General features: G+C 76.7%; 3 protein-coding genes. 1 reads left to right on the top strand and 2 read right to left on the bottom strand.

Annotated elements, in window-relative coordinates; genetic code table 11:
- The coding region (locus VGD85_RS01790; RefSeq protein ID WP_331061737.1) for a nicotinate-nucleotide--dimethylbenzimidazole phosphoribosyltransferase at window positions 1-816 on the bottom strand (816 nt) is incomplete at its 3' end.
- A 140-nt stretch (window positions 817-956) separates the two neighbouring features.
- Between VGD85_RS01790 and VGD85_RS01795 the strand changes: the two genes are divergently transcribed.
- Entirely contained in the window at window positions 957-1,679 is a 723-nt protein-coding gene (locus VGD85_RS01795) for a spermidine synthase (protein WP_414690744.1), read from the top strand.
- A gap of 40 nt (window positions 1,680-1,719) precedes the next feature.
- Here VGD85_RS01795 and VGD85_RS01800 read toward each other — a convergent pair.
- Window positions 1,720-2,428, bottom strand: a 709-nt coding sequence (locus VGD85_RS01800; protein ID WP_331061739.1) for an acyl-CoA dehydrogenase, incomplete at its 5' end; no start/stop codon positions are given.

Here is a 2,428-nt window from a genome sequence, read left to right on the forward strand (position 1 = left end):
CGGCTCGATGCGGTCCGCCGTCAGCGCACACGCGACGGCCATCAGGCCGTCCAGGAGCGCGGGGACGCCCTGGCGGGCGGCCTCGAGGAGGTAGCCCGTGCTCGCGGCGAGGTCGGCGCTGCCCAGGGCCGTGAGCGTCTCGACCGGGTCGGCGGTGCGGTCGCCGGCTCGCGCCAGGGCCTGGTCGATCAGCGCCTCCTTGTGGGCGAGCGTGGCGGCGTCCACGCCGGTGCCGCGGCCGGTGACCTCGCTGGCGGGCAGGCCCAGGCCCGCGGCGACCAGGGCGGCGGCGGGCGTGGTGTTGCCGATCCCCATGTCCCCGCTGAGCAGCAGCTGCGCGCCGGCGGCGATCTCCTCGCGGGCGACGGCGGCGCCGGCCTCGAGCGCGGCGCGGGTCTCCTCGGCGCTCAGCGCGTCCTCCAGGTGGATGGGCCCGGAGGAGCGGCGCACCTTGTAGCGGCGTACGTCGTCGGGGACGCCGTCCAGGTCGTCGTCGACACCCACGTCGAGCACGCGGACCGCGACGCCGTGGGCGGCCGCGAGCGCGCTCACCCCGGCGCGTCCGGCAACGAACGTGCGCACCATCGCGGTGGTGATCGCCGGCGGGAACGCCGAGACGCCGTGCCGCGCCACACCGTGGTCGCCCGCGAAGATCACCAACCGCACGTTGGCGAGCTCGCGGGGCGGCACCTCGCCCTGGGTGGCGGCGACCCAGACCGCGAGGTCGCCGAGCCGTCCGAGGGCGCCCGGCGGGGTGGCGAGGGCGGCCAGGCGCTCGGCGGCGCGGACGGAGACGTCGGTCGAGGGAGCACGCATGGCCGCCAGGCTAGTGGTGGCCCCGACCCGGCCACCCAGCGGTCCACTGCGCCGCGGCCGCGTCGTACGGTGCCGGGGTGGACGGCTGCGAGATCGTGCCGGGCGACCGAGCGGGGACGTTCTTGCTGCGCCTGTCCGGCATGAACCAGTCCTGCGTCGACCTGGCCGACCCGACCCGCCTGGTGTTCGAGTACGTCCAGCGGATGGCGGACGTCCTCGACGCGGCAGCGCCACACGGCGAGCCGCTGCGGGTCGTGCACGTGGGCGGCGCCGGGTTGACCCTCCCGCGCTACGTCGCGGCGACCCGGCCCGGCTCGGCCCAGGTGGTGCTCGAACCGGCGGCCGAGGTCACCGAGCTGGTGCGCCGCGAGCTGCCGCTGCCCGCCCGCAGCGGGATCAAGGTCCGTCCGGCCGACGGCCGCAGCGGGGTCGCCGGGCTGCGCGACGGGTACGCCGAGGTGCTGCTCCTGGACGCCTTCGCGGACGCCCGGGTGCCGGCGGAGCTGGTGACCGTGGAGTTCTTCGACGAGGTCGCACGGGTCATCGACCGGGGCGTCTTCGTGCTGAACCTGACCGACCGCGCTCCGTTCGGGTGGAGCCGCCGGGTGATCGCCGGCGTCCGCCAGGTGTTCGGCTCGGTCGCCCTGACCGCGGAGCCCGCGACGCTCCGGGCCCGGCGGCTCGGCAACCTCGTGGTCGTCGCGTCGCGCGGTCCGCTCCCGGTGGACGTGCTCGGCGCCCGCGCGGTGAGCGCGCCCGCGCCGTACCGGGTCCTCGACGCCCGCCAGGTCAGCGACGGATTCGGGGGCGGGACGCCGTTCACCGACGCCGACACGGCGCCCTCGCCCCCGCCGGACCGCTGATCGGCAGTGCTGGGCGAGCAGCTGGCGCCGACGCGGCGGGTCAGGCGGGCTCCGCCGCGAGCGCGCGGCCGACGTGCAGCGCCTGCTCGGTGGCGCCGCCGTGCAGGAACTCGAACCGCTTGGCGCCGGTGAAGTAGCGGTGCGCCTCGCCGTCGAGGTCGATCCCGACGCCGCCGTGCACGTGGACGGTCGTGTGCGCGAGCCGGTGACCCGCGTCGGCCGCCCACAGCTTGGCGATCGCGACCTCGGTGTCGGCGGGCAGCCCCTCGTCGAGCCGCCACGCTGCCTGCCACAGCGTGAGCCGCTGGCCCAGGACGTCGATGTAGCCATCGGCCAGTCGCTGGGACACCGCCTGGAACGTGCCGATCGGGCGGCCGAACTGCTCACGGGTCTTCGCGTACGCCGACGTCAGGCGCAGCGCCCCCTCGGTGATGCCGAGCTGCTCCGCGCTGGCGGCGAGCAGCAGCAGCTGACGCAGCCGATGGGCGGCGGCGCCGTCCGCCGCGCCGATCAACCGGTCCGGGCCGAGCGCGACGCCGTCGAGCTCGAGGCGGGCCACGGCGTCGCCGTCGGAGAACCGTTGGGCGACCACGCGCACGCCCGCATCGCCCGGCTCGACGACGAACACCCCGACACCGACGGGGGTCTCCGCGGGGACGAGGAACACGTCGGCGTACGGGCCCGCCGGGACGACCGCCTTGCTGCCGGTGAGCCGGTGGCCGTCGCCGTCGGGGGTGGCCGTGGCGGTC

The sequence above is a fragment of the Nocardioides sp. genome (assembly GCF_036401255.1).
GTDB lineage: Bacteria > Actinomycetota > Actinomycetes > Propionibacteriales > Nocardioidaceae > Nocardioides.